The organism is Streptomyces sp. HUAS CB01 (assembly GCF_030406905.1).
Lineage (GTDB): Bacteria > Actinomycetota > Actinomycetes > Streptomycetales > Streptomycetaceae > Streptomyces > Streptomyces chengbuensis.
On sequence record NZ_CP129137.1, the window covers coordinates 7,009,265 to 7,032,964 of the forward strand.

The 23,700-nt window shown below is 72.8% G+C and carries 23 protein-coding genes and 1 pseudogene; 16 read left to right on the forward strand and 8 right to left on the reverse strand.

Annotated elements, in window-relative coordinates; translation table 11 throughout:
- Positions 1–163: 163 nt before the first annotated feature.
- The 6 genes from QRN89_RS30570 (at position 164) to QRN89_RS30595 (ending at position 5,570) form a co-directional block, all read left to right on the forward strand.
- Entirely contained in the window at positions 164–1,498 is a 1,335-nt protein-coding gene (locus tag QRN89_RS30570) for an OFA family MFS transporter (protein ID WP_290352653.1), read from the forward strand.
- Positions 1,467–1,601, forward strand: coding sequence for an MFS transporter small subunit (locus tag QRN89_RS30575; RefSeq protein ID WP_290352654.1), 135 nt, complete (start codon positions 1,467–1,469; stop codon positions 1,599–1,601). The genes QRN89_RS30570 and QRN89_RS30575 overlap by 32 nt, the downstream gene beginning before the upstream one ends.
- Before the next feature lie 288 nt (positions 1,602–1,889).
- Complete coding sequence (locus QRN89_RS30580; RefSeq protein ID WP_290352655.1) at positions 1,890–3,020, forward strand: AI-2E family transporter; 1,131 nt, start codon at positions 1,890–1,892, stop codon at positions 3,018–3,020.
- 199 nt (positions 3,021–3,219) lie between these two features.
- Complete coding sequence (gene nsrR / locus QRN89_RS30585) at positions 3,220–3,660, forward strand: nitric oxide-sensing transcriptional repressor NsrR (RefSeq protein ID WP_290352656.1); 441 nt, start codon at positions 3,220–3,222, stop codon at positions 3,658–3,660.
- A gap of 93 nt (positions 3,661–3,753) precedes the next feature.
- On the forward strand, positions 3,754–4,947 hold the full coding sequence (locus QRN89_RS30590; protein ID WP_290352657.1) for a globin domain-containing protein: 1,194 nt from the start codon (positions 3,754–3,756) through the stop codon (positions 4,945–4,947).
- 194 nt (positions 4,948–5,141) lie between these two features.
- On the forward strand, positions 5,142–5,570 hold the full coding sequence (locus QRN89_RS30595) for a hypothetical protein (RefSeq protein WP_290352658.1): 429 nt from the start codon (positions 5,142–5,144) through the stop codon (positions 5,568–5,570).
- A 137-nt stretch (positions 5,571–5,707) separates the two neighbouring features.
- Here the strand turns inward: QRN89_RS30595 and QRN89_RS30600 are convergent, their stop codons facing one another.
- Positions 5,708–5,953 (reverse strand): chaplin, encoded by a 246-nt coding sequence (locus QRN89_RS30600; protein WP_290352659.1) that lies wholly within the window; start codon positions 5,951–5,953, stop codon positions 5,708–5,710.
- A gap of 243 nt (positions 5,954–6,196) precedes the next feature.
- On the opposite strand from QRN89_RS30600, the pseudogene QRN89_RS30605 reads away from it, so the two are divergent.
- Positions 6,197–6,487: pseudogene (locus QRN89_RS30605) on the forward strand (ATP-binding cassette domain-containing protein); the annotation flags it as partial.
- Here the strand turns inward: QRN89_RS30605 and QRN89_RS30610 are convergent.
- Positions 6,487–7,413, reverse strand: a complete 927-nt coding sequence (locus QRN89_RS30610; protein ID WP_290352660.1) for a LysR family transcriptional regulator — start codon at positions 7,411–7,413, stop codon at positions 6,487–6,489. The pseudogene QRN89_RS30605 and the gene QRN89_RS30610 overlap by 1 nt on opposite strands.
- 199 nt (positions 7,414–7,612) lie before the next feature.
- A complete protein-coding gene (locus QRN89_RS30615) occupies positions 7,613–7,963 on the reverse strand; it encodes a DUF7919 family protein (protein WP_290352661.1) in 351 nt (116 codons plus the stop codon).
- A 128-nt stretch (positions 7,964–8,091) separates the two neighbouring features.
- Between QRN89_RS30615 and QRN89_RS30620 the strand changes: the two genes are divergently transcribed.
- Positions 8,092–8,565 carry a carboxymuconolactone decarboxylase family protein gene (locus QRN89_RS30620; protein ID WP_290352662.1) on the forward strand — a complete coding sequence of 158 codons (474 nt, stop codon included), beginning with the start codon at positions 8,092–8,094 and terminating at the stop codon, positions 8,563–8,565.
- Between the two features lie 150 nt (positions 8,566–8,715).
- Here QRN89_RS30620 and QRN89_RS30625 read toward each other — a convergent pair whose 3' ends face one another.
- Complete coding sequence (locus QRN89_RS30625) at positions 8,716–9,276, reverse strand: SMI1/KNR4 family protein (RefSeq protein WP_290352663.1); 561 nt, start codon at positions 9,274–9,276, stop codon at positions 8,716–8,718.
- A 251-nt stretch (positions 9,277–9,527) separates the two neighbouring features.
- Between QRN89_RS30625 and QRN89_RS30630 the strand changes: the two genes are divergently transcribed.
- The gene (locus tag QRN89_RS30630; protein ID WP_290352664.1) at positions 9,528–10,322 is read left to right on the forward strand and encodes a hypothetical protein; all 795 of its coding nucleotides are present in this window, start codon (positions 9,528–9,530) and stop codon (positions 10,320–10,322) included.
- Between the two features lie 193 nt (positions 10,323–10,515).
- Here the strand turns inward: QRN89_RS30630 and QRN89_RS30635 are convergent, their stop codons facing one another.
- Positions 10,516–11,295, reverse strand: a complete 780-nt coding sequence (locus QRN89_RS30635) for an N-formylglutamate amidohydrolase (RefSeq protein ID WP_290352665.1) — start codon at positions 11,293–11,295, stop codon at positions 10,516–10,518.
- A gap of 387 nt (positions 11,296–11,682) precedes the next feature.
- Here QRN89_RS30635 and QRN89_RS30640 point away from each other — a divergent pair, with 387 nt between their 5' ends.
- The 5 genes from QRN89_RS30640 (at position 11,683) to QRN89_RS30660 (ending at position 16,461) form a co-directional block, all read left to right on the forward strand.
- Positions 11,683–14,247 (forward strand): sensor histidine kinase, encoded by a 2,565-nt coding sequence (locus tag QRN89_RS30640; protein ID WP_290352666.1) that lies wholly within the window; start codon positions 11,683–11,685, stop codon positions 14,245–14,247.
- On the forward strand, positions 14,244–14,651 hold the full coding sequence (locus QRN89_RS30645; RefSeq protein WP_290352667.1) for a roadblock/LC7 domain-containing protein: 408 nt from the start codon (positions 14,244–14,246) through the stop codon (positions 14,649–14,651). The genes QRN89_RS30640 and QRN89_RS30645 overlap by 4 nt, the downstream gene beginning before the upstream one ends.
- Positions 14,648–15,013 (forward strand): DUF742 domain-containing protein, encoded by a 366-nt coding sequence (locus QRN89_RS30650; protein WP_290352668.1) that lies wholly within the window; start codon positions 14,648–14,650, stop codon positions 15,011–15,013. The genes QRN89_RS30645 and QRN89_RS30650 overlap by 4 nt, the downstream gene beginning before the upstream one ends.
- Entirely contained in the window at positions 15,000–15,590 is a 591-nt protein-coding gene (locus QRN89_RS30655) for a GTP-binding protein (RefSeq protein ID WP_290352669.1), read from the forward strand. The genes QRN89_RS30650 and QRN89_RS30655 overlap by 14 nt, the downstream gene beginning before the upstream one ends.
- A 181-nt stretch (positions 15,591–15,771) precedes the next feature.
- Positions 15,772–16,461, forward strand: coding sequence for a CPBP family intramembrane glutamic endopeptidase (locus tag QRN89_RS30660; RefSeq protein ID WP_290352670.1), 690 nt, complete (start codon positions 15,772–15,774; stop codon positions 16,459–16,461).
- Positions 16,462–16,535: 74 nt separating this feature from the next.
- On the opposite strand, the gene QRN89_RS30665 is transcribed toward QRN89_RS30660, so the two are convergent.
- The gene (locus tag QRN89_RS30665) at positions 16,536–17,318 is read right to left on the reverse strand and encodes a hypothetical protein (protein WP_290352671.1); all 783 of its coding nucleotides are present in this window, start codon (positions 17,316–17,318) and stop codon (positions 16,536–16,538) included.
- On the reverse strand, positions 17,318–18,643 hold the full coding sequence (locus tag QRN89_RS30670) for a VWA domain-containing protein (RefSeq protein ID WP_290352672.1): 1,326 nt from the start codon (positions 18,641–18,643) through the stop codon (positions 17,318–17,320). Before QRN89_RS30670 ends, QRN89_RS30665 begins: the two co-directional genes overlap by 1 nt.
- Positions 18,644–18,839: 196 nt before the next feature.
- Here QRN89_RS30670 and QRN89_RS30675 point away from each other — a divergent pair, with 196 nt between their 5' ends.
- Positions 18,840–20,450: a PQQ-binding-like beta-propeller repeat protein gene (locus QRN89_RS30675; RefSeq protein WP_290352673.1), complete on the forward strand. Its 1,611-nt coding sequence runs from the start codon at positions 18,840–18,842 to the stop codon at positions 20,448–20,450.
- Positions 20,451–20,671: 221 nt separating this feature from the next.
- Here the strand turns inward: QRN89_RS30675 and QRN89_RS30680 are convergent, their stop codons facing one another.
- Complete coding sequence (locus QRN89_RS30680) at positions 20,672–21,934, reverse strand: ricin-type beta-trefoil lectin domain protein (protein ID WP_290352674.1); 1,263 nt, start codon at positions 21,932–21,934, stop codon at positions 20,672–20,674.
- A gap of 434 nt (positions 21,935–22,368) precedes the next feature.
- Between QRN89_RS30680 and QRN89_RS30685 the strand changes: the two genes are divergently transcribed.
- Positions 22,369–23,496, forward strand: a complete 1,128-nt coding sequence (locus QRN89_RS30685) for a S1 family peptidase (RefSeq protein WP_290353922.1) — start codon at positions 22,369–22,371, stop codon at positions 23,494–23,496.
- Positions 23,497–23,700: the final 204 nt, after the last annotated feature.

The following is a 23,700-nucleotide window of genomic DNA, read 5'->3' on the forward strand; positions in this document are numbered from 1 at the left end:
AACGTATCCGCTGCCGGCCGGTCCGGTCAAAGGAATTTCCCGCTGGGGGATCCGGCCCGGGAACCGTCCGTCCGACCGTTCGTCGCGCCCGGGATACCGCTCACCGCATACGGTCGACGCGACGCCTTCTCAACTCCCCTCACCGTTCCTACCGTCCGGGATCATGAGTCCTCCTGTTGCTCCCCCGGGATGGAGTCGCTGGCTGGTGCCGCCCGCCGCGCTCTCGGTCCACCTCTCCATCGGCCAGGCCTACGCCTGGAGCGTGTTCAAGCCGCCGCTCGAATCAGCGCTCGACCTCAGCGGCACACAGAGCGCGCTGCCCTTCCAGGTCGCCATCGTGATGCTCGGTCTGTCGGCCGCGTTCGGCGGCACACTCGTGGAGCGCAACGGTCCGCGCTGGGCGATGACCGTGGCACTGGTCTGCTTCTCCTCCGGCTTCCTCGTCTCCGCGCTGGGCGCCGCCACGCAGCAGTACTGGCTGATCGTCCTCGGCTACGGCTTCGTCGGCGGGATCGGCCTCGGCATCGGGTACATCTCACCCGTGTCGACGCTGATCAAGTGGTTTCCGGACCGGCCGGGCATGGCCACCGGGATCGCCATCATGGGCTTCGGCGGCGGTGCGCTGATCGCCTCGCCCCTGTCCGCGCAGATGCTGGAGTCGTTCGGCTCCGAAGGCTCCGGGATCGCGCTCGCGTTCCTCGTGCACGGTGTGACGTACGCCGTGTTCATGACGCTGGGAGTGCTGCTGGTGCGGGTGCCGCGCGGCGACAGGCACGTGGAGGGTGCACCGAGCGCTGTCGGGGGAGTGCAGGTCTCCGCCCGCGACGCCGTGCGCACCCCGCAGTTCTGGTGCCTGTGGATCGTGCTGTGCATGAACGTGTCCGCCGGGATCGGCATCCTGGAGAAGGCCGCTCCGATGATCACGGACTTCTTCGCGGACACCTCCGCACCGGTGTCGGCGTCGGCGGCGGCCGGTTTCGTCGCCCTGCTGTCGGCGGCCAACATGGCGGGCCGCATCGGCTGGTCGTCGACCTCCGACCTCATCGGCCGCAAGAACACGTACCGCGTCTACCTGGGCGTCGGCGCTCTGATGTACGCGCTCATCGCCCTGTTCGGGGACTCGTCGAAGCCCCTGTTCATCCTCTGCGCGCTGGTCGTCCTGTCCTTCTACGGCGGCGGCTTCGCGACGATCCCCGCATATCTGAAGGACCTGTTCGGGACCTACCAGGTCGGCGCGATCCACGGCCGGCTGCTCACCGCCTGGTCCACGGCCGGAGTCCTCGGACCGCTCATCGTGAACTGGATCGCCGACCGGCAGGAGGAGGCCGGCAAACACGGCTCGTCCCTGTACGGCCTGTCGTTCGTCATCATGATCGGACTGCTCGCCGTCGGTTTCGTCGCCAACGAACTCGTCCGTCCCGTGCACCCGCGCCGCCATGTCCCCGCACCGAGGGAGGAGACCGCCGATGTCGTACGACAGGAGTCAGAGTCCGCCTGACCGGCGCCGGCTGATCGCCTTCGCCTGGTTGTGGGTGGGGGCGCCGCTGGCCTACGGGTTGTACGAGCTCGTGAGGAAGGCGGCGCAACTGTTCACCGGATGAGGTCCGGGTGCCCCCGGGGCGGCGGACACGGTGCGCGGGCGTCCGACTGCGAGGCACCCGTGCCGCCGTTCCGCGGGGCGGACCGAACGCGCCTCCGACGGCATGCCGTTCGCGTGCGGTCGTGCGAGCCGTGCGCGTCGTGCAAGCCGTGCGAACCGTGCGCGAGGTGCGAGCCGCACGCCGGGTTCGGGCGTCCGCCTCCGCGAGGGACGGGCCGCGCACGAGGCGGCCGTGGACGGACAGCGACTCGACTCCGACGCCGGACCGGCGTACCCATAGGGTGACCCCATGTCTGCCAGGTTGAGTTCCACGAGGGCCCGTGCCGCGCTCGGCACATCGGCGCGCGTGTCGGTCGAGTTGCTGCTGGTCTTCGTGATGGTCGCGGTCGCCCTGTGGCTGCTGGGCCGGATGTGGTCGGTCGTCTGGCCCCTCATAGTGGGCCTGCTCCTCACCACACTGACCTGGCCGCCGGCCCGTTTCCTGCGCAGGCACGGCTGGCCGCCCGCCCTCGCCGCGTCGGCCGTCACCGTGTTGTTCCTCCTGGCCGCCGCGGGGGTGGTGGCGCTGATCGCGGTGCCGGTGGCGTCCCAGTCCGGCGAACTGGCCGACGGTGTCGTCCAGGGCATACAGCAGGTGCGCGAATGGGCCGCCGGCCCGCCGCTGAACATCGGGGACGACCAGATCACCGGCGCCTTCGACGCCGCCGTGGAGCGCATCCAGAACAGTGCGGGCAGCATGGTGACCGCGGTCGTCACCGGCGTGGGCACCGTGGTCAACGGCGTCGTCACCGCCGTCCTCGCGCTCTTCCTGATGTTCTTCTTCCTCAAGGACGGTCCCCGCTTCCTGCCGTGGCTCGCCCGTCAGCTGCCCGGCTCGCTCGCCACCCACGTCCCGACCGTGGCGGCGCGCGCATGGAACACCCTGGGCGCGTTCGTTCGTTCGCAGGCGTTCGTCGGCCTGATCGACGCCGTCTTCATCGGCATCGGCCTGTGGATCCTGGGAGTCCCGCTGGTGCTCCCGCTCGCCGTGCTGACCTTCGTGTCCGCGTTCGTGCCGATCGTGGGCGCCCTGTTCGCCGGCCTGGTCGCGGTGCTCATCGCGCTGGTGTCGAACGGGCCGACGGACGCGCTGATAGTGCTGGCGATCATCGTCGTGGTGCAGCAGCTCGAGGGCAATGTGTTCCAGCCGATGATCCAGGGCCGGGGCCTCGGCCTCCACGCGGCGGTCATCCTGCTGGCGGTGACGTTGGGCGGCAGCCTGGCGGGCATCGTGGGCAGCCTGCTCGCCGTACCGGTGGCCGCGCTGATCGCGGTGGTCTGGAACTACCTGCGTGGGCAGCTCGACGAACCGCTGCCGGAACCGGAGACCGACGACACGCCCCACCCCGGCCCCGACGCCGCCGCCGTCGTCGTGCCGTAGCTCCTCCGGGGACGTGGTGCCGCAGGTGCGTGGCTCCTCCGGGGCGCGGCCGGGCCGGTCGCCGACCGGCCCTGACGCCGCGAACTGCGGCGTCAGGCATGCCGAGCGCAGCGGCCGCCGCAGGTCCGTGACGCACGCCATACGAGCCACGACCCCCCTAAATAAGAATTTCCGATGCGTATTTGCTAGCGTCCTGGTTGTGCGACTCACCAAGTTCACCGACCTGGCCCTCCGGTCCGTCATGCGCCTCGCGGTGTGCGCCGACGACGAGGTGCTCACCACCCGCGAGGTGGCCGACGCCATGGATGTGCGGCACACCCACGCGGCGAAGGCGATCACCCGCCTGCAGCACCTGGGAGTGGTTGAGGCCCGGCGCGGCCGCGGGGGCGGTCTCGTTGTGACGGACTTCGGCCGGCGGGCGTCGGTGGGCTGGCTGGTGCGGGAGCTCGAGGGCGAGGAGGAGGTCGTCAACTGCGACGACCCGCCCTGTCCGTTGCGGGGCGCCTGTCGCCTGCGGCGGGCGCTGCGCGACGCCCAGGAGGCGTTCTACGCCACGCTCGACCCGCTGACCGTGGCGGATCTCGTCGCCTCACCCACCGGGCCCGTGCTCGTCGCCCTGTCCGGACCTCCGTCGCGGTAGTCCCGTCCGTCACCCCGTCTCTCCGGGTCATGACCTCATGGCTCGGGCTGCATAACCTAAAACACGAAGCACTTACCAATTCAGGAGTCGTCTGTGCTCTCCGAACAGGCCACACCCGTCGTCCGCGCCACGCTCCCGGTGGTCGGGACCGCCATCGGCGACATCGCCGAGCTCTTCTACCGCAAGCTGTTCGACGCCCATCCCGGGCTGCTGAGGGACCTGTTCAACCGCGGCAACCAGGCCAACGGCGAGCAGCAGAAGGCGCTGGCCGGTTCCATCGCCGCCTTCGCCGGCATGCTGCTGGAGAAGCCGGACGCCCGCCCCGACGCGATGCTGGCGCGGATCGCGCACAAGCACGCCTCGCTCGGGATCACCTCCGACCAGTACAAGATCGTCCATCGGCACCTCTTCGCGGCGATAGCCGAGGTGCTCGGCGACGCGGTCACCGACGAGGTGGCCGCAGCCTGGGACGAGGTCTACTGGCTGATGGCCAACGCCCTGATCGCCCTCGAAGCACGTCTCTACCAGGAGGCCGGCGCCGCCGAGGGCGAGGTCTGGCAGCGCATGGAGATCGTCGAGCGGCGCCAGGAGACGCCCGACGTCGTCTCCTTCGTCCTGCGGCCCCACGACGGCCGCCCGGCGGGGAGCTTCCGGCCGGGTCAGTATGTGAGCGTCCAGGTCCAACTGGCCGACGGCGCCCGGCAGATCCGCCAGTACAGCCTCTCCGCCGCCCCCGGCAGGCCGGACTGGCGGATCAGCGTCAAGCGCGTGCGCGACACGGCCGGTCCGGACGGCGAGGTGTCGTCCTGGCTGCACGAGCACGCACACCCCGGCGACGTGCTGACCGTGTCGATGCCGTTCGGCGACCTCGTGCTCCCGGAGGACGACGGGCCGCTGCTCCTGGCGTCCGCGGGCATCGGGAACACGCCCGTACTGGCCATGCTCGACCACCTCGCGTCCACCGGGACGGACCGCCGTGTCGTCACGGTCCACGCCGACCGCACGCCCGCCGACCACGCGCACCGCGAAGAGCACCTCGACCGGGTACGCGCACTGCCGGACGGCCGGCTCCACCTGTGGTACGAATCGCCCGGCGGCGAAGCCCCGGAGGCCGCGTCCGGCCGGGCGGACCTGGACGGCATGGAACTCCCGGAGGACCTGACCGCGTACCTGTGCGGCCCGCTGCCCTTCATGCGCGCGGTGCGCGGCGACCTGCTGCGCCGGGGCGTACCCGCCGAGAGGATCCACTACGAGGTGTTCGGCCCGGACCTCTGGCTCGGCCGGTAGCGGCCGTCACCCGGAGGCGGGACCGGAAGTCGCACACTGTCGCACAGGTGCGCCGTGGCAGGCGGTCGTCAGCGATCCGCTCGCGCCCTCGAACGGCGACCGCACTGCGCGGACGAGCGTCGGGAAGCGCACGGACGGACAGGGGTCACGGGTGGGACCCGGGACCGCGAGGACAAGGGAAGAGGACACCGCGTATGGACACCATGTGGGCGGCCGTCGTTGCCGCGGCCGCCTTCGTATGGCTGGGAATGGTGCTGGCCATCTCCTTCGTGGAAGCACCCCTGAAGTTCCGGGCACCCGGCGTGACCCTGCGGATCGGTCTCGGCATCGGCCGCCTCGTCTTCCGCGCGCTCAACCGCGCCGAGGCCGCCCTGGCCGCCGTGGTGGTCGTCGCGGTCACCGCCGGCGGTCCACCCGCTCCCGTGGTGGCGTTGGCCGCCCTCGCCGTCGCGCTGCTCACGGTGCAACTCGCCGCTGTCCGGCCCGTCCTGAACCGCCGCTCGGACCGGGTGCTGGCGGGGGAGGACGTCCCGCGCTCCCGTGCCCACCTCGTCTACATCGCCTGCGAGTCGGCCAAGGCGCTCACCCTGGCTTCACTGGGCATCGCCGCACTGGCGGCGTGAACGCGCGTCAACGGCTGTCCGTTGCCGGCGCCGTCCCGCGACACCGGGGGATGCCCTGGGACGGGATCGCCCAGGGACGGGAACGCCCCGGCCCGCGTGTCGCGTTGCGCGGGCCGGGGCGGTCTGAGGGCGGAGTGTCAGCCGGCCGTTCCGGCGACGCAGCCGTTGCCGCCGGCGGGGTTGAGGAGGCTGACGACTCCGAGCGTGGTGCCGCAGACGTTGGCCGGCACGTGCACCGGCGCCTGCAGGGCGTTGCCGGACAGGACGCCCGGGCTGCCCACGGCCGCACCCTGGGCGCCGGAGTCCGCAACGGCGCTGCCGACGCCGGCGACGACACCCGCCACGGTGAGGGCGGTCAGGACGGACGCGGTTCGCTTGCTCATGCTCGATCTCTCTCGTTGGGGAGGGGTGGAACAACGGCTCCGATCCCACCGCATACCTGTGGCATATGACGGTATTTCACCGGATCACGGGCGTGTCAGCGCGACTGATGTTGATCCGAATTTCGCCGGAGACGCGATGTCCAGCCCTTGCCTCCCCCCCCCGGTCCGGACGTCGCGGGCTTGCCACCGACGTGCCTGCGGCGGCCGCTCGTCGGCTTGTTGCCCGACGCCTCGCCACCCGGCCGGGGCGGTTTCGTCTTCCAGTACGGCGAGTTGCTGCCCGAGGTGACGAGCGAGGAGAGCACCGCCCTTGCGCTGCGCCGGGCGGGGCAGCGCAACAAGCCCGCCCCTGCCGCCGCCGGGCAGGTGCTCGACCGGCTCGGACTCGGGGAGCTGCGCGAACGGCGCCCGTCCCGGGAGCCGGGCGGACAGAGCCGGTGCGCCGCCGTCGCACGGGCCCTCGTCCACCGGCCGGCCGTCGTCTTCGCGGACGAGCCGACCGGCTCCCTGGACAGCGCGAACGTCCCGGCCGTTCAGCCTGGCCGCCCCTGACGAGCCGCGCCGCGGACCTTCTCCGTACAGTGGCGCGCGACCGTGTCGGCGAAGACCCGGGCGAGGGGCGGAAGCGCGTCCCACCGGCGCACCGCCCAGCCGACCGGCAGCGGGGGCAGCCCTCGCACGGGTACGAGGCGGAGCGGGCCGTCCTCGCCCGGTACCGCCCATCCCGGCAGGGCGGGTACGACAGCGTGGCCGAGGCCGAGTTCCACCAGCAGCAGGGCGGTGTCCCAGTCGGCGACGCCGGTGTCCGAACTGATCCGGATGCCCAACTGGGCGAAGGCGGCGTCGAGCCGGTTGCCCGAGGTGGAGTTCTGCGGGAGCCGGACGAGGCGGACACCGTCGAGGTCGGTCACGTCCACACACGAACGCCCGGCCAACGGGTCGTCGACGCGTACGGCCAGCACCCAGGGCAACTCGACGACCGGGCGCTGCTCGATGCCGCGCACGGGGCCGCCGATGGTGATCCAGGCCAGGTCGAGACTGCTGGTGACGAGGGCGTCGAAGCAGTTGCGACTGGAGTTCTCCGTCTGGAACTCCAGGCTCACCTTGGGGTACTGCCGGCGGAAGGCGACGACGGCCTCCGACATGAAGTGCCGTACGGTCGTCGCACCCGTGGTGACGCGCACCGAACCGCACTCGCCGTTCACCAGGTCCCCGAGCCGACGCAGTGTCAGGTCCAGCCCGGCGATGCTGTCGGCCGCCGCCTCGCACAGCACCCGCCCCGCGTGGGTGGGCACCACGCCGCGCGGTCGGCGCTCCAGGAGGCTCACACCGGTCTCCCGTTCCAGCCGCCTCACGTGCTGGCTCACCGCCGACTGCGTGCGGCCCAGTTCCCTGGCGACGGCGCTGAGGCTGCCCGCCCGGCACACGGCCACGAAGACGCGCAGGTCGTCCAGAGTCATCACCCCAAGCTACAGCTTGGGAGTTGGGAGCAATCCAAAGGATTGACCGTGGTCTCCGGGATCCCGGATGATCGGAGCAGGGCCCGAGGCGGCAACCCGTCCGGCGCTTTCGCAGGGTCCGGAACCGCAGGCGAAGGCGCGGACGGGTGCCGACCGGTGTGCGGCACCGGGCAGTGCCGGGCCCGGACGGTCGGGGCCGTCACACGCCGTCGACGTGACGCAGCACCGCGTCGTCCGGGACCCAGGGGAACCTGAGGCCCGCGTACTTCGCCTGCCACGAGCCGTACGGGTCGAACGCGCGGACGGCGTCGACGAACGGCCGAGCCGGCAGACGGCCGAGGTCGACGACGTAGTGACCGATGAGGGCCGGGGCGGCGAGGACGGTGCCGGGGGCACCGGGGACACGGATCTCACCGGTTCCCGAGGCCGCACGCGGATGTCCCGGAAGGGGCTCGTACCAGGGGTACGAGCCCGGCGGAGGGGTGGGGCGGAGGTCGCGGTCGTGCAGTCCCGGCATGACGTTGATCCGCCGGGCGCAGAGGACGGCCATTCTTGATTGAGCCGCTCGGTGCAGCCCCGGGGAGACGCGGGTCACACTCGCGCATGTCACACCCGGCCGAGCCGTTCCGTCCAAGGGGGTGTATCCCAATGGCCCCGAGAACGACTCAGGAGCGCACCATGGAAGCCAGGTTGAACCTCTTCGCCAGCCCGGTCGCAGCCAAGTTCGGGAAGCACGTCGCCGCCGCCGGCAAGATCCTCGCGGAGTCGACACTGCCGGCCTCGACGCAGGAACTGGTGAAGCTCCGCGCCAGTCAGATCAACGGCTGCGGGTTCTGCACCGACATGCACACGAAGGACGCCGCGCACGCCGGGGAGACCGCGACGCGTCTGAACCTGGTCGCGGCCTGGCGGGAGGCCACCGTGTTCACCGATGCTGAGCGCGCCGCCCTGGAGCTGACGGAGCAGGGCACCCGCATCGCCGACGCGGCCGGCGGCGTGACGGACGAGGCCTGGGCGAACGCCGCCAAGCACTTCGACGAGGAACAACTCGCCGCCCTGGTGTGCGTCATCTCCCTCATCAACGCCTTCAACCGCGGCAACGTCATGGTCCAGCAGCCCGCAGGCGACTACCGGCCGGGCCAGTTCGCGTAGCCGGCAGTGCCCGGCCGTACGGCGGCAGGCCGTACGGCCGGGCACATGCGCAAGCCCCCCTCCGTCACGCCCCCGGGCCGCTTGCCCGGCGGCCGCCGGGACGGCCCTCCGAACCGTGCGGCGGCCGGGCTCGATTCCTACGCCGGCGCGTCACTCGGCGTCGAACCAGTCCTTGCCGGCGGCCCAGTGCCCGACCCAGCCGGCGAACCCGGACTCGGCCGTGGTGAAACCGAACTCCGCGCCGAACGGAGTGGCGCCCTCACCGGTGATGAGCCAGATGTGGCCCCGATGGGGTCCGGTGACGACGAGGTGCCAGTACATGCCGCACCCGTCCGTACCGAGAACGATCGACCCGTGGTCGAAGACCTGGTCCAGCAGCGGGCCCATCTCCTCCTCGGGGCGCGGGTCGTCCTCCCACAGCCACGGTGCGGTGAGAGGGAAGGGACGAGCGGGGTCCCGCGCGGGCCGGCCGTCGCCCCAGTCGTCGGGCAGTTCGGCCGGTCCGACCAGTCCGTAGTGCGGCGGCCCCTTGTGCGACCTGGCGGTGACCTCGGCGACGCACGTCCGGTAAGGCTCCGGCAGGACGATCCCGTGCTCCGCCTCGAAGGCGCGCACCGCTGTCCAGCCCAGCGCGGACTCGCCGCCGTCGTCGACGCCGAAGGCTTCTCGTATCGAGGCGAGGTCGGCGGGGTCGGCATGTTCGGTGTTCATGACGCCCATTGATACAGGCAGCCACCGACACTGCCGCGTACGCGGGGGCCGGTGGGGAGGTGGCGGGCACCCACTGACCCTTCGAGGACCGTCGAGGCCGGTCCGGGAGTTGCCGAAGCGACGTGCCGGCCGACACCGGACCACCGACGGGACCGGGCCGCCGCCCACGACGTGCGCGCGTGGGGCCGCTTCAGTGAGACCCGATCGCCAGTCCGTGTGACGATCTCGGCGCTCGATGCGCTGGGACAACCGTGACTGGTGTATCCCTTCGCTCCTGGCTGGTGCTCGCGTTGCCCGTGACGACGTTGCTGCTGGTCGTCACCCTGCTGATGTTCCCCTCGGACACGTCGGTGCGCCCTCTCGTGCAGCGCGTCGCTCCGGTCGAGAACCTGCGTGATACCGCTCTGCCCGGCGGTGGCACGGCCCAGTTGTCCAAGTGCGGCGTGGACGACGGACCCCGCCCCGATCCGCGCGGTGAGGGCGAGCGCGGGGACGACCCCGCCCTGGTCCTCACGGCGTGGGACGTGAGGGATCCGGGCCCGGGGAACCCCGGCGACCCCACCTTCACCGTTCACCTCGCCGTCCATGCCGAAGGCGCACCGCTCCTCCTGGAAGCGCCGTTGGCGAAGGGCGGAGTCACACTTGACCTCTACGGACCGCACGGCGAGGGACGCCGGGCCAGCGCCCGCGGCCTCACCGCGACCGCCGTCGACGGCGGCCTCGAGGGCAAGCCCCTCGCCGCGCCGCCCTCGGGACGCTTCCGGGTCGCCTCCGGCAAGGTGCTGCACCTCGACGTCGCCGTGCCGGCGGGGGCGATCTGTCCGGGGCACAGCATGCTCGACGCCGTCCAGTGCAGCCCTGAGGTGACCAACGACGCCGCGGACTGCCCCGTCGTCACGGTGACCCTGTCCGACCCCGCCGTTCGCGCCCACCGCGCCGCGGAGGCCGAGGGCAACGCGGCGGACGGAACGCCTCCCACGGCACCGGAGTCCTTCAGCGACCGGCTCGTCGCCGTGTCGTTGGAGCCTGACGTCCGCGGCACGTGAGCGCGTGATGCTTCACCACGGTCACGAAGCGGAACGCTTCTGGTGGAGCGGTCGGGGAGACCGCGTGTTCGTCCACACCTCCGGCGCCCCTGTCGCCTGCGTCACGGACGGTTCCTACGGCCCGAGGCATCGCTCACCTCACAGCGCTGTACGCGTGGAGCCGCCGGCCCGTCGCGACAGGGACGTGCCCCTTTCAGATCGCGTCGATCAGCGCCGCCAGTGCCGTGCCCAGCCGTTCCACACCTGCCCCGGCCGGGCCTCCGCGCTCCGTCATGCAGACGTCGCGGCGGATCTCGATCATCAGGGCGCTGACGCGGGCATCCCTGCCGTGGAAGTCGAGGGGCACGTACGTACCCGCGAAGGGGCTGTCGAGTCCGGTGCCCCCGAAGTCCGCGAACGCCCGCTCCGCGGCGGCGCGGAGCTCGGGCGGGGTGTGGAAGGGGTCCGTGCCCAGACAGATCGGTGGCCGGGGCCCGTCTCCGTGCAGCTCGTACGGGAGCGGCTCGGTGGGGTACGAGTGGACGTCGATGACGACCGCCCGTCCGACGGCTTCGAGGCGGTCGGCCACGGCGGCGGTCATGGCCCGCGCGTACGGGTGGAAGTAGCGCTCGATGAGCGGCCCTGGGTCCGTGTCCGCGGGGCGGAGCCGCTCGCGGTGCGTGGTCCTCGTGTAGACCGCGCCCATGCCGACGGCGAGCATCTCCTCGCGCTCGTCGGGGAACCGCTCGGGGTCGATCACCAGCCGGGAGAGCCCGTTGACGAACCGCCACGGCCTGAGCGCCGCCGCGTCCGCCCCCGCGGTGGCGATGGCGGCCGTGTGGGCGTCGGTGATGCGGTCGAGTTCGAGCTCCAGTGCGGCGTCGTCCAGCTCGATGCCGTGGCGCACCCACTCCGGGATCTCACGCGAGGAGTGCGGGACGTGGAGGACGACGGGGGAGTCGCCGGCGCCCGGGAGGAGGTGGAAGGAGGACATGAAGCATGTTCCCACGGTCGATGTCGGTGGTCACGGCCCGGGTCGGGGCAGGGGGACCCCTTGCGCGCGCAGGCAGAGTTCGAGCCGCGCACGGGCGGCCGCCGGGCCGATCTCGCGTCCCGGGCTCCGCTCCTCGGCGTCCTCGACCGCCCCTTTAACATCGAACTGATTTCTGACGCAACCTCTCTTTTTTCTGGGTGTGGCTGGTTATGATCGGGCTCCTCATCCTGGTCCCGACCTGGGCCGGAACGGTGTTTCCCCAGTCCCCTGGGGCAGCGCCCCGGTCCGTCGACGGTCCGTCACGCTGTCCCCCGTTCCCGAGGACTGATGTCACCGATACAACCCATCGGGTCACGAGGCCCGTCGGCGGCCCGCCGGCGGCGCACGGTGCGCCTGCGTACGCTGCTCGTCTGGCTCGCGGTCGTCCCCATCGTGGCTCTCGGCGTCCAATCGGCGCTGGCCGCGAACCGGTTGCTGGAGCAGTCGGGGCACCTGCGCGCCGATGTGGAGTCCGGTGAACGGCTGGGCGTACCGCTCTACCGGCTCATGGTGGCGATGCAGTCCGAGCGCACGCTGACCGCCGCGCGCTGGGCGGGCACCACCGTGCCCGAGGACGCCATGCGGGAGCGGCGCGCGGCCACCGACCGGGCCGCGACCGGGTTCCGCCGGTCGTGGGTGCCCGGCAGCGCGGTGTCCGAGCTGGCGGACCGCCGGCTCGTGGAGGTCGCGCAGGGCCTGGACGACCTGGGCTCCTACCGCGAGCGCACGGACAGCGGCATCGGGAGCGCCGACAGCACGCTCGTGTACTACAGCGGCGTGATCGGCCAGATGATCCGCTTCTACCAGGACGAGCTGAGCCACATGGAGGACGGCGGGCTCAGCGAGGACACCCGGGTCGTCACCGCCATGTTCGCGGCGTCCGAGATGGTGGCCCAGGAGGACATGATCCTCGCGCAGGCCGGGCCCGCCAGGACGCTGACCACCTCCAGGTTCGCGGACTTCGTCAACGCCGTCGGGGCCCAGCGGTACCTCTACGACGCATGGATCGTGCCGTATCTGCCCGACGCGCAGAACGACCTCTACGCGCAGATGGTCCGCTCGGGGGCGTGGCAGACCAAGACCCGCATCGAGAGCGCGGTCCTGGCCGAGCAGTCGATCACCGACGACGGCGTGAAGCTGCCCCGGGACATCAACGGCTGGCGGGCCGCGCAGGAACAGTGGGGGCCGCAGCTCAGCACACTGAACGCCGACCGGTCCCGGGCCCTGCTGTCGCGCGCCGACGCCCGGGCGTCGGACCTCGAGACGGAGGTCGCCTGGCTGATCGCGGGCAGCGCCGCCGCGCTGCTGGCCGTCGCGGCCGTCGTGGCCCTCACCACACGGTCGGTGCTGCGCCGGCTGAGCCGTCTGCACGACCGGACCGTGACGATCGCCGAGAGCACACTGCCGGACGTCGTGGAGCGGCTGCAGAGTGGCCGGCCCGTCGACTCGGACGCACTGCCCGCGGTCCGCGGCGAGCAGGACGAAGTGGGGCGTATCAGTGATGCGTTCGCCCGGGTGGTCGCCGTCTCCGTGAGCGGTCACCGGCAACTTGCCGCCGAGCGCCTGGGCTTCGGGATGTTCGCCGCGGGCATCGCTTCACGCACCGGCAACCTGGTCAGCCGCCAGCTGAGCCTCACCGAGGACCTCCAGGACGCCTTCGGGCACGACGAGGCGCTCCTCGCCCAGTTGATGCGGGCCGACCAGCTGACGGTCGGCATGCGCCGGCAGATCGAGAACCTGCTCATCCTGGCGGGCGGCGAGATCCCCGACCCGCACACCGAGCCCATGCGCATCGCGGACGTGCTGCGCGAGGCGGCCGCGGAGGTCGAGGACTTCCGGCGGATCGAGCGCCAGGCGCTGGACGAGATCAGCGTCGAGGCCTCCGTGATCAGCCAGGTCAGCCATCTCCTCGCCGAACTCCTGGACAACGCCACGCGGTTCTCGCCGCCGAGGTCGAAGGTCGTCATCAGGGCCGAGCTCGTGGCCGACGGGCTGTCGGTCGAGATCGAGGACCGCGGCCCGAGGGTGGCTCCCGCCACGTACGAGGAGATGAACGGACGCCTGCACTCGGCACCCCCGTACGCCGTCCTGGCGGAGAACGCCCATCGGCTGGGGCTCTTCGTGGTCGGCCACCTCGCCGACGGGCTCGGGGCCACGGTCATCCTGCGCAGGTCGGTGTACGGCGGGACGTCGGCCGTCGTCATTCTTCCCGAGGCACTGCTGGTACCGACCGGGAGCGGGACGGGGGGTGCGGCGGGGCAGCCGCGCGGGGCCTCCCCGGCGGCCGGGGCCGCGGGGGAGGAGCCGCCGCGCCGGGAGCCCGCAGGCGCGGGGTCCGTACGCGCGGAGCCCCCGACGATGCCCGCAGTGGCCGGCCGCGGACCCGCATCGGACGGCGACGTACCCGCACCGGACGGGCCGGGGTCCGTACCGGACGCCGGCAAGCCCGAACCGGACAGCCACGGTGCCGCGTCGGTGGGCCACGGCCCCGCGCCGGTCGGCATCGGCGAGGGCGGGTCCGAGCCGGCTCCGCAGACGGACGCCGGCCTGCCCGTCCGCGGGGCGCACAGACGGCCGGACACGCGGCCGGCCGAGGAGTCGCACGCGCGGCCGGGGGAACAGCCTGGCGCGCGCTCCGCCGGGCAGCCTCACGAACGGTCCGCCGAGCCGGTGCGCGAGCGGTCGCGGGAGGCCACGACGCGGCCCGCCCGCCCGCTCGCCGGCGCCCGTCCCGCCCTCCCCGAACGTGTCCCGCAGACGCACATGGCCGAGCAGCTCCAAGCTCCGCGGCGCGCGACGGAAGTGGCGGCCGTGCGGGAGGACGACACCCCGGAAGAGGTGGCGGACGCCTGGGCGGACTACGAGCAGGGAACCCAGATGGTGGAAGAAGAGCTCCGACAGGATCGGCGATGACGACGACATCCAACGACATGATCTTCAGCGTCCTGGACAACAACCTGAGCCGGATCGCCGGTGTCAAGGGGGCCGTGCTGCTGTCCAACGACGGGATCATGCTCAGCTCCTACTTGCTGGACCGGCCCCAGGGGGAGCGCGTCGCCGCTGCGTCCTCCGGGATCGCGTCCACGATGAAGGCCATATCCCGGGAGGTCGACGGCGGGCGGGTGATCCGTCAGCTGGTCGAGATGGACGACCGGTACCTCTGCATCGTCGGCTGCGGGGAGGGCAGCACCCTCATCGTCGTGACGTCCCGCAAGGCCCGGCTCGGTGAGCTCGGCGGCGAGGCCGTCCGCACCGCGCAGGCGCTCGGCGAGTGGCTGAGCACGCCCGAACGCAGTGAGGCGCCGACGTCGCCATGACCGATGCGCCGCGCCGAGGAGGCGGCCGCCGGACGCGGCTGTACGCCCTGACCGACGGGCGTACGACCGCTCCGCACGCCTCGCTGACCATGGACACCACGGTCACGGCGGCGGTCTCCCCGGACGCGTACGACGGCCTGCCCAGCGAGTGGCAGGCCGTCCTGTCCCTGTGCATGCCGCCGAACGGCAGGGCGGTCGCGGAGATCGCGGCCCGTATGCACATGCGCCTGACGCCCACGATCCTCCTCCTCGGAGAGTTGGAGGACCGCGGGCTGGTCCGGCACCGGCCGCCCCTGGAGGAGGCCGAGACCAGCAATGTCCACCTGCTCATGAGAATCAGGGACAACCTTGCCCGGATATGACACCTCCGCCCAGGACGTCGCCCCCGTCAAGATCCTCGTGGCCGGAGGATTCGGCGTCGGCAAGACGACACTGGTCGAGACGATCTCCGAGATCGAGCCGTTGCGTACGGAGGAGCGGCTGACGGCCGCAGGCGTCGGCGTCGACGACCTGGAGGGGATCGAGTCCAAGACGGTGACGACGGTGGCGATGGACTTCGGCCGCCTGACCCTCACCGACGCGGGCGTCGTCCTCTACCTGTTCGGAACGCCGGGCCAGGAGCGGTTCTGGTTCATGTGGGACGACCTGCTCAACGGCGCCCTCGGGGCGATCGTGCTGGTCGACACCCGGCGCCTCGACCGCAGTTTCCCGGCGGTCGACTTCTTCGAGAACCGCGGGCTCCCGTTCGTGGTCGGCGCGAACTGCTTCCACGGCGAACAGCTCTACAGCGCCGAGGAGATCCGCTCGGCGCTGCACCTCCGCGACACCAGCACGCCCGTCCTCATGCTCGACGCCCGCACCCGCACGGACGTGCGCGCGGCGCTGCTGGCGCTCCTCGACATGCTGATCGCCAGGGCGGGGGCGGCGGAGCGGGTGTGAACCCGGGGGCGCACCGAGCGGCCCGCTCCACGACACGGCCGGGCCTCCCGCGCGCACCGGTGGAGGCCACGAAGAGCACGGGGCGCGCGCAGCGGATCCGCGTCGTGCTGCCGCCCCTGCCCGTGGCCCCACGGCGCGTTGCCCCCATCCCACCCCCCGACGTGGCCATGCTGCTGTGCCCATGGGGATGCTCCTTCCGGCCGTGGCCGTGCTCGCCGTCGCGCATGCGCTGGTCAACCGCGTCGGGCCCGGGCTCTACGTACCCGTCTGTGTCGCCGCGGCCGCTGTCCTCGTGCTGCTCGCGCGGCTGGACGGGGTCACCTGGGACGAGCTGGGGACGGGGCGGTCGTCGGTGCGCCGCGGGCTGCGGTGGGGGCTCGTCCTCGTGGGGGCCGTGCTCGCGGTGTACGCCGTGGCGCCGGCCCTGCCGTTCACACGGGAGGCGTTCGTCGACCGGCGCGTGGCCGGGCTGTCGGCGGGGGAACTGGTGTACCGGGTGTTCGTGCGCGTGCCGTTCGGGACCGTGCTGCTGGAGGAGGTCGCGTTCCGGGGCGTGCTGTGGGCCCTCCTCCGCAGACGATGGGGGACGGGGTGGGCCACGGCCGGCTCCTCGGTCCTCTTCGGGCTGTGGCACATCGTGCCGTCCCGCGGACTCACGCGATCCAACGCGGCCGTCGAGGCGGTGTTCGGCACGGGCGGGACCGCCGTCGCGCTGTCGGTGGGTGCGGCGGTCGTCGGGACCGCGCTCGCGGGGGTGGTGTTCTGCGAGGTGCGCCGCCGGTCCGGGAGTCTGATTCCGCCCGTCGCCCTGCACTGCGCGCTCAACAGCGGCGGCTACGCCCTGGCGTGGCTGGCCGCCCGCCCGGGCTGAGCGGCGGCCGGGCGACGGGGAGCGTCCCTCGTCCGGGGCCGGCAGACCCCGGGCGAGCGACGCTCCCCACGCCGTCAGGCTCCCGGCGGCAGGTGGGCCGGGCGGCCGTTGCCGCGGGTGAGGCGGTAGCCCCAGATGCCGGCCAGCGCGGCCAGCACCGCGCCGGACGCCGTCCAGAGGATGCGGGAGGACCACCAGCCCGACGACCAGCCGCCGTCCGGTGCGACCTCCCGGCCGGTGGCGGGGACCAGCGGTTCGGCGAGCCGGCCGTCGACGGCCGCGGCGCCGCCGGAGTCGGCGGCGGTGACCTCCAGCGTGGCGTCCACCGGCTCGCCCAGATCCTCGGCGGGCGCCGCGACGACGGTCAGGCGTACGTAATAGGCCCCGGGCAGCGGGTCGTTCGCCCACGGCTCGGACCAGGCCCGGACCGTGCGCAGCGCGCAGCTCAGCTCGACCGACGAGGCGTCCGCCGGGGCGGGCCGCACGTCGCTGCCGTAGCGGCAGGCCTGGCGGCGCCGCAGTCCGTCGTAGACGTCGAGCCGCCAGGTGTGGGTGCCGTGGCGTGCCTCGGAGCGGGGCAGCTTGACCGTGGCCCTGACGGTGGCCTGCTGTCCGGCGTCCGCCGGGAACTGCCAGTACAGGTAGTCACCCGTCGACGCCTGCGCCGTGGCCCGCTGCCCGGGACGTACGACGGCGGCGGTACGGAAGGACGTGCCGGCCTCGGTCGGTGCGGCGGACTCGTCCTCCGCGCTCGCGCTCGGCGAGGGGGAGTCCGCGGCGGCGACGCCCGGGAACGGCAGGATGGACAGTGCGGCGGCGGCGATCAGCGCGGCCGTGAACGTACGTACGGTACGCATCAGTTGGTCCTCCAGACGGCGATGCGCCAGCGAGAGATCCAGCCCCACAGCACACCCGCGGCGAAGCCGGCGAGCGTCAGCAGGCCGAGCAGCCACCAGCCGTGGCCGAGGCCGAGGAACGCCGCGTCCCCGGCGTCACGGGGCCCGCCCGTGATGTCGATCGTCAGCTCGAGGGGCAGACCGGGGGACGTGCTGACCGAAGCGGGAGCGGAGAAGGAGTTGCTCACCCGCAGGCAGACGGTCTCCGCGGCGGGCTCGCCGTCGGCGGCATCCGCGCCATCGGTGTCCTCCGCGTCATCGGTGCCGTCGGTCTCGGACTTGGGGTAGCGCAGGCCCGTGGAGACGACGTCGGTGCGCCCGTCGCCCGCGGCCTCGCCGCGCACGATCTCGCGGCCGGCCAGGCTCGACGCCCGCAGCAGGACGCCGTGGTCCCGGTTCACGGGGCGGTCCGCGGCGATGCTGACCGAGGCGCGCAGCTCCTGGCCGGGCAGCAGGTCGACGCGGTACCAGCGGTGCTGGCCGAAGGACTCACGGTCGGCGTAGAGACCGGCCTTCAGCCGCGGGGCGTCGTCGCAGCGCTCGGCTCCCTGGGTGGCCACCGGTGTGACGACCGGCTCGGCGGCGCGGTCCACCAACTGGCTGACCCGGTCCGACAGCTCCTCCTTGTGCTGCACGGAGGTGTACGTGCCGCCGGTGGCCTCGGCGATGCACATCAGCTGGGCGCGCATCTTGGCGTTGGGGACGAGGCCGAGGGTGTCGATGGTGATGTCCACACCCTTGGCGGCGATCTCGCGCGCCACCTCGCAGGGGTCGAGCGGGGCGCAGGTGTCCTCGCCGTCCGTGATGAGTACGATCCGCCGGGTGGCGTTCCCGCCCTCGAGGTCGTCGGCGGCGCCGAGCAGCGCGGGGCCGATCGGGGTCCAGCCGGTCGGGACGAGCGTCGCCACCGCCGTCTTCGCCTCGGTCCGGTCGAGCTCGCCCACCGGGTAGAGCTGCTTGGTGTCCTTGCAGCCCTGCTTGCGGTCCTTGCCGGGGTAGTCGGCTCCGAGGGTGCGGATGCCGAGCCGTACGTCCTCCGGCACCGCGTCCAGCACCTCGTTGAACGCCTGCTTGGCCGCGGACATCCGCGACTGCCCGTCGATGTCGCGGGCCCGCATCGAACCGCTGACGTCGAGGACGAGTTCGACCTTGGGCGGTTCCTTCGCGGCCGGCCCGTCGACCGGGTCGCCGGAGTCGGCGAAGGCGGCGGAGGGGAGGAGTCCGCCGGTGACGGTGACCAGCAGCGCGCCGCAGAGGGCGGCCGCCAGTCGCTTTCGTATGATCATCGGCGGATCATAGTGAGGGGGACCGGTCCGGCCCAATTCGGCGCGTCCGCCACGGAGTCGGCTGCGGGGCCGCGCGGACGACGGCGTGACGTCGGGGCGACGAGTGCCGGGGGCGCGAGGTGTCGCCTCGGCGGCTGCTGACGCCGCTGCCGTCCGATGGAAGGATTGCGTCCTCCGACCGGGCCAGGGGGCGCGCATGACTCATCCGCTGAGAATTCGCCGGGTACTCGGTGACCGGCCTTTCGCCGAGATCGGCGATCCGGCCGTCGCGGCGGTCGATCCCCGGCGCGGCGACCTCGTCGTGGGCGGGGACATCGGATCGATCCGGTGGCCTCCGCTGGGCACGGCCGCCATCGACGGGTGGCCCCGGTACCGGATCGGTGTGTTCGACGCCGGTGATCTGCGGTGCCGTCACCTCCACCACTCGTACTGGCCGGTGAACGCGGTCGCCTTCCATCCGTCCCTTCCGCTGGTGGCCGTCGGAACCGGCCGTTACGACGGCAGTTGGGACTTCCAGGGCGAACTCCTGCTGGTGGACCTGGAGTCGGGTGCGGTGACGAGCGCACTCGCGGTACGGCGCGAGGTGCCGGCCGTCGAGTGGCTGGACGGCCGCAGGCTGCGGCTCATGGTGTCGCCGGAGGACCGCGACTCCGACCGTGCCTTCACCCACGCGCACGAGACCGTGATCGAGCGCGAGGACTGGTCGGCGGTGGGGGACCGCACGATCGGGTTCCGCGAGTTGACCGGTCCGCGTGTGCGGCGTGTGCGTCCGCCGGGCGCGGAGCCGGCCCGCGACCTCCTGCGGGACCGCGCTGCGGCGGCAGCGACCCCCTGGGAACTGCGCCGGCAGGTGCGGGCGACGGAGGCGCTGGACGACGGGCGCGTACTGGCCGCGCTCCAGGGCGCGCGACTCGAGTGCCACCTGCCCTCCGGCGAACTGCAGTGGGCGGTGGAGGATCCCGACGGCGGGCGGCAGATCCATGTCTGCGCCGACCGGCGCTCCGCCTGGGTGCATGTGCGGCACACGGGGCGTGTCACGGAATCGGGCTGGCGGCGCGCCGGCAACCTGGTCCAGCGCATAGCCCTCGACAGCGGGCGTTCGCTGGAGGAGTTCGACCCCGGCCACGCCGTGACGTTCACCGCCGACCGCGGGGGCCGGCTGGTCGTCCGGGAGGCCTGGCCGGCGCCGGAGCAGGGGCAGACCGTGATTCTCGCGCCGGACAACACGGAGGCGGCACGATTCACGCTGCCGAACCACGACGTCTTCGCCGTCCGGCGCGGGAGCCGGCCGCTGTTCGTCCGGCGGCCCGAGCCAGGGACCTCGGAGCGGCAGTGGGTCGTCGCCCTCGAGCCGGAGGTGACGGACGGAACGCCGTCGCTCCGCCGGCTCTTCCCGCTGGACTGGGACGGCGACCGCACCATGCACGTGTTCGCCGGCCCGGGCACACAGGTGGGGGACGACGCCCTCGTGCACGCGGCCACCCTCCACGACCACCGCGGCCTGCTCCGGCACAACGCGTTCGTGCTCCGCCGCAGCCTTGCGGACGGTGTACCGCAGTGGGTGCACGGCTGCGACGAGCCGGTCACCGCGCTGGACGGCGACGGCCACACCGTCTACGCCGCTCACCGGTCGGGGAGCATCGTGGCGATCGACGCCGGGAACGGCAGACCGCGTTGGGAACGTGTCCTCCATGTGGCCGGCCGGCCCGTCGTGCCCCTGTCGCTCACGGCTCCCCACGCCGGCCGGCTCCTGGTCGGCACGGTGGACGGCCGGATCCTGGACTGCGAGACGTCGACGGGGCGCTGATGGGGGCAGGAGTGCCGGCGTCAGTGCGACCATGCCCCGGGCGTCGTCGGCCGCCCGGCCCGGGTCGGCGTCCCGAGGTGCGGCCGCGCAGTACCCCCTGCGCAAGGCGGCGGACGGCCGTGCCCGTGGGGGCGGGCCGTACGAGGCGTCACCTCAGTGGTCGCCGACGGTGCCACGGCTCATGGCACCGTCGGTGCGGCAGGAGGTTCCCCCGACGCGCGTCAGGCCCCCAGCGTCCACTTCTGGTTGGCCGTCCCCGAGCACGTCCACAGCTGCGTCGGGGCCCCGTCCGCCGTGCTGTTGTCGCGGACGTCGAGGCACTTGTTCGCCGGGATGTTGACCACGTCCCGGGCCGACGCGTTGTAGGCCCATCTCTGCGCGCCCGTGCCGTTGCAGTCCCACAGTTGTACGCGCGTGCCGTCCGCCGTGCCCGCAGAGGCCGCGTCGAGGCACTTGCCGAGGGCGCGGATCGTGCCGTCGCCGCCGACCGTCCAGCGCTGGGCGGCGGAGCCGTTGCAGGTGTGGAGCTGTACGGGAGTGCCGTTGGCGGTGTTCGCGCCCGCCACGTCGAGGCACTTGCCCGCGAGGCCCCGCAGGGCCCCCGTCGTCCCGGGGCTGTCGGAGGTGCTGACGCGGACGTGGTCCACCACGAGCTGCTGGGGGAAGACGGTGGAGCCGTCCGGGTCGCCCGGCCAGTAGCCGCCGACCGCGAGGTTGAGGATCAGGAAGAACGGCTTGTTGAAGACCCATTGCCGGCCGCCCAGGTCGGCGGGCGTACGGCGCTGGTAGACGTTGCCGTCCACGGACCAGGTGATGGAGTCGGGCGTCCAGTCCACGGCGAAGGTGTGGAACGCGTCCGCGAAGGCCTGGCCGGTCGGCAGGCTGTAGGCCGCGCCGATGCCGCCGCTCCCGAAGTAGCCGGGGCCGTGGATCGTGCCGTGCACGGTGCCCGGCTCGAAGCCCACGTTCTCCATGATGTCGATCTCGCCGCTGGCGGGCCAGCCCACGTCGCCGATGTCGTTGCCGAGCATCCAGAAGGCCGGCCACATGCCCTGTCCGCGCGGCACCTTCAGCCGGGCCTCGACGTGGCCGTAGGTCGCGGTGAAGCGGCCCGCGGTGTTCAGCCGGGCCGAGGTGTACTCGCACCGCCCGTACCAGCAGGGGTAGTTGCCCGGGTTCTCCTTCCGGGCCGTGATGACCAGCTGGCCCTGGCCGTTGAGCGTGGCGTTGGCACTGCCCGCCGTGTAGTACTGGCGCTCGTGGTTGTTGACGTTGTCGCCGGTCTCGATCTGCCACTTCGAACCGTTCACGGCGGATCCCGCCGGACCGTCGAAGGTGTCCTCGAAGTTCACTGCTCGAACCGACGGGCCGTCGGCCGGGGCGGGGGCGGCCGTCGAGCTCGGGGCCCAGCCCAGCGCGACCGTCAGGGCCGCGACCGCCAGGGCGACGGCCTTGAAGGGCCGCCTGCGCATCCGTGATGACATCGATGTCGCCTCGTTCCTGTGGTGGGGGATCGCGGGCCGGCCGCACGGCGGGGGGTGCCTGCCCGTGAGCGTGCAGGGGTTGGCGGGACGGGCGCCATTGGTCCGTACCTGCTTTCCCGGAGTGAAGCGGCTTGAGGGGTTCCTGTCAACGCACGGGACGGCGCCGTGCCGGGTGGGGAGTGCGGGGTGCCCGGTCGGTCGAAGGTCTGGACAAAGTCCGTTCGCGATGCTGTCGTAACGAGGCGGTGAGAGCGCTCTCTTCAGCTGGTGTACCACCCCCACCACTCCGGGACAACCGACCGACCACCGGAACGACCGAAGGGTTCGCCGTTGTGAGACAGACGACCGGATTACGCCCCCGGGGCCGCGAGCAGGACGGTGCGGACGCCCGCACCGGCCGCAGGCCCGGCCCCCGCCGCCGCACCTGGCGCCGCATCGCCCTGTCCGCCGCGCTCGTGCTCGGGACCTGGGGCGGCGCCGCGCTCGCCCCCGCCGCCGCCGACACCCCCGCCGACCCACCCGCCACCGCCCCCGCGTCGGCGGGACTGCTCACCGCCATGCAGCGCGACCTCGGGCTGACCGAGGCCCAGGCCCGCCACCGTCTCGCCCGGGAGAAAGCGGCGTTCGACGTGGAAGCGAAGGCGGAACGGGCCGCCGGAGCCGCCTACGCGGGATCCTGGTTCGACGCCGCCACCGGCAGGCTGACCGTCGCCGTGACGGATCGTCACAAGACGGCGGCCGTACGGGCGGCGGGCGCCGACGCCCGGCTCGTCCGGCACAGCGCCGCCCGGCTCGACGCCGCCAAGAAGCGCATCGACGCCCTCACCGCACCCACCGGTGTCGGCCACTGGTACGTGGACCCCCGGGACAACGCGGTCGTCATCGGCGTCGTGCGGGGCGAGCAGTCCGACGCGGCCGTCCGGGCCTTCCTCGACCGGGCCCGCGAGGCCGGTCCGGTGAAGGTCGGGACGATGCGGCAGGCCCCCGCCACCCTCGCCGCGGGCGTCGTCGGCGGCGACCCGTACTACACCGGCAACGTCCGCTGCTCCATAGGCTTCTCGGTGCACGGCGGCTTCGTCACCGCCGGGCACTGCGGCCGGCCCGGGAGCTTCGTCCGCGGCTGGGACGGTTCCGCCATGGGCACGTTCCAGGGCTCGTCCTTCCCCGGCGACGACTACGCGTGGGTGAGCACCGGCCACGGCTGGTGGACCGTGCCCGTGGTGCTCGGCTGGGGGCAGACCCCCGACCGGCTCGTGCGCGGCTCCTGGGAGGCCCCGGTCGGCACCTCGATCTGCCGCTCCGGCTCGACGACCCGCTGGCACTGCGGCACGGTGCTCGGCAGGAACGAGACCGTCAACTACAGCCAGGGAGCGGTCCACCAGATGACGAGGACCGACGTCTGCGCCGAGGGCGGCGACTCGGGCGGCTCGTTCATCAGCGGCGACCAGGCCCAGGGCGTGACGTCCGGCGGCTGGGGGAACTGCAGCACGGGCGGCAACACCTGGTTCCAGCCGGTCAACGAGATCCTCGGCCGGTACGGGCTGACCCTCCACACCGCGTGACCGTGCGGCACCGCTGACGGCCTCCCCGCCCGGCGTGCCGTGTGGTCCCGCACCGCCCCGCACACCGTGGCGCGGCCGCCCCCACGGGCCGGCCGCGCCGTTTGCCCTGTCCGTCCCCGGACCGGACCGGACCGGACCGCGCCGGCCAGGCCGCCCGTGCCGTCGTAACGGACGTCGGCGGAGCCGCCGTGGCCGCCGCCGGCG

Coding starts and splice junctions, on each gene's coding strand:
- QRN89_RS30600 (WP_290352659.1), bottom strand. CDS start 5,953: ATGAGCAAGCGAACCGCGTCCGTCCTGACCGCCCTCACCGTGGCGGGT.
- QRN89_RS30575 (WP_290352654.1), top strand. CDS start 1,467: ATGTCGTACGACAGGAGTCAGAGTCCGCCTGACCGGCGCCGGCTGATC.
- QRN89_RS30610 (WP_290352660.1), bottom strand. CDS start 7,413: ATGACTCTGGACGACCTGCGCGTCTTCGTGGCCGTGTGCCGGGCGGGC.
- QRN89_RS30675 (WP_290352673.1), top strand. CDS start 18,840: ATGACTCATCCGCTGAGAATTCGCCGGGTACTCGGTGACCGGCCTTTC.
- QRN89_RS30615 (WP_290352661.1), bottom strand. CDS start 7,963: ATGGCCGTCCTCTGCGCCCGGCGGATCAACGTCATGCCGGGACTGCAC.
- QRN89_RS30635 (WP_290352665.1), bottom strand. CDS start 11,295: ATGTCCTCCTTCCACCTCCTCCCGGGCGCCGGCGACTCCCCCGTCGTC.
- QRN89_RS30660 (WP_290352670.1), top strand. CDS start 15,772: ATGGGGATGCTCCTTCCGGCCGTGGCCGTGCTCGCCGTCGCGCATGCG.
- QRN89_RS30625 (WP_290352663.1), bottom strand. CDS start 9,276: ATGAACACCGAACATGCCGACCCCGCCGACCTCGCCTCGATACGAGAA.
- QRN89_RS30595 (WP_290352658.1), top strand. CDS start 5,142: ATGGACACCATGTGGGCGGCCGTCGTTGCCGCGGCCGCCTTCGTATGG.
- QRN89_RS30580 (WP_290352655.1), top strand. CDS start 1,890: ATGTCTGCCAGGTTGAGTTCCACGAGGGCCCGTGCCGCGCTCGGCACA.
- QRN89_RS30570 (WP_290352653.1), top strand. CDS start 164: ATGAGTCCTCCTGTTGCTCCCCCGGGATGGAGTCGCTGGCTGGTGCCG.
- QRN89_RS30680 (WP_290352674.1), bottom strand. CDS start 21,934: ATGTCATCACGGATGCGCAGGCGGCCCTTCAAGGCCGTCGCCCTGGCG.
- QRN89_RS30650 (WP_290352668.1), top strand. CDS start 14,648: ATGACCGATGCGCCGCGCCGAGGAGGCGGCCGCCGGACGCGGCTGTAC.
- QRN89_RS30665 (WP_290352671.1), bottom strand. CDS start 17,318: ATGCGTACCGTACGTACGTTCACGGCCGCGCTGATCGCCGCCGCCGCA.
- QRN89_RS30645 (WP_290352667.1), top strand. CDS start 14,244: ATGACGACGACATCCAACGACATGATCTTCAGCGTCCTGGACAACAAC.
- QRN89_RS30670 (WP_290352672.1), bottom strand. CDS start 18,643: ATGATCATACGAAAGCGACTGGCGGCCGCCCTCTGCGGCGCGCTGCTG.
- QRN89_RS30620 (WP_290352662.1), top strand. CDS start 8,092: ATGGAAGCCAGGTTGAACCTCTTCGCCAGCCCGGTCGCAGCCAAGTTC.